General features: G+C 59.9%; 1 protein-coding gene. It reads right to left on the reverse strand.

Annotated features, from left to right (window positions below; all coding sequences use genetic code 11):
• The coding region (locus tag K5Q58_RS20775) for a hypothetical protein (RefSeq protein ID WP_220755738.1) at positions 1 to 548 on the reverse strand (548 nt) is incomplete at both ends.

The following is a 548-nucleotide window of genomic DNA, read 5'->3' on the forward strand; positions in this document are numbered from 1 at the left end:
ATCTCCCCCTCCCCCTTCTCCTTTTCCTTTTCCCTCCCTCCCCCTTCTTCCTTCCTTCTTCTCTCCTCCCCCTCCTCCTCCCCTTTTCTTTTTCCCTCCCTTTCCCTTTCCTTCCCCCCCCTCTCTTCCTCCCTCCCTCCTCTTCCCTCCCCCCTTCCCTCTTCTTTTCCCCCTCCTCCCCCCTTCCCCCCTCCTTCCCTCTCTCCTTCCCCCTTTCCCTCCCTTTCTTTCCCTTCCCTTTTCTCCCTCCTCCTTTCTTCTTTTTTTCCCCTCTTCCCTTCTTTTCCCCCTTTCTTTCCTTTTTCTCTCCCTCCCCTTTTTTCCTCTCCCCTTTCCTCTGTTTTCGCTCCGCCAGCTGCCGGCCCCCTTCCCGCTCTCCCTGTGCCTCTTGTCGGCGTGGCTACTCCAGTTCCTTCCCCTCCCCCCCCCCTCTCTCCTCCCCCCCCCCCCTCTTCTCCCCCCCTTCCTGCTCCCCCTCTCTTCCCTCTACCCCTGCCCCCTTCTCCCCCTTCTTCCTTCCCCCTGCTCCTTCTTCTTCTCCTTTTCCT

The sequence above is a fragment of the Shewanella sp. KT0246 genome (assembly GCF_019654955.1).
GTDB lineage: Bacteria > Pseudomonadota > Gammaproteobacteria > Enterobacterales > Shewanellaceae > Shewanella > Shewanella goraebulensis.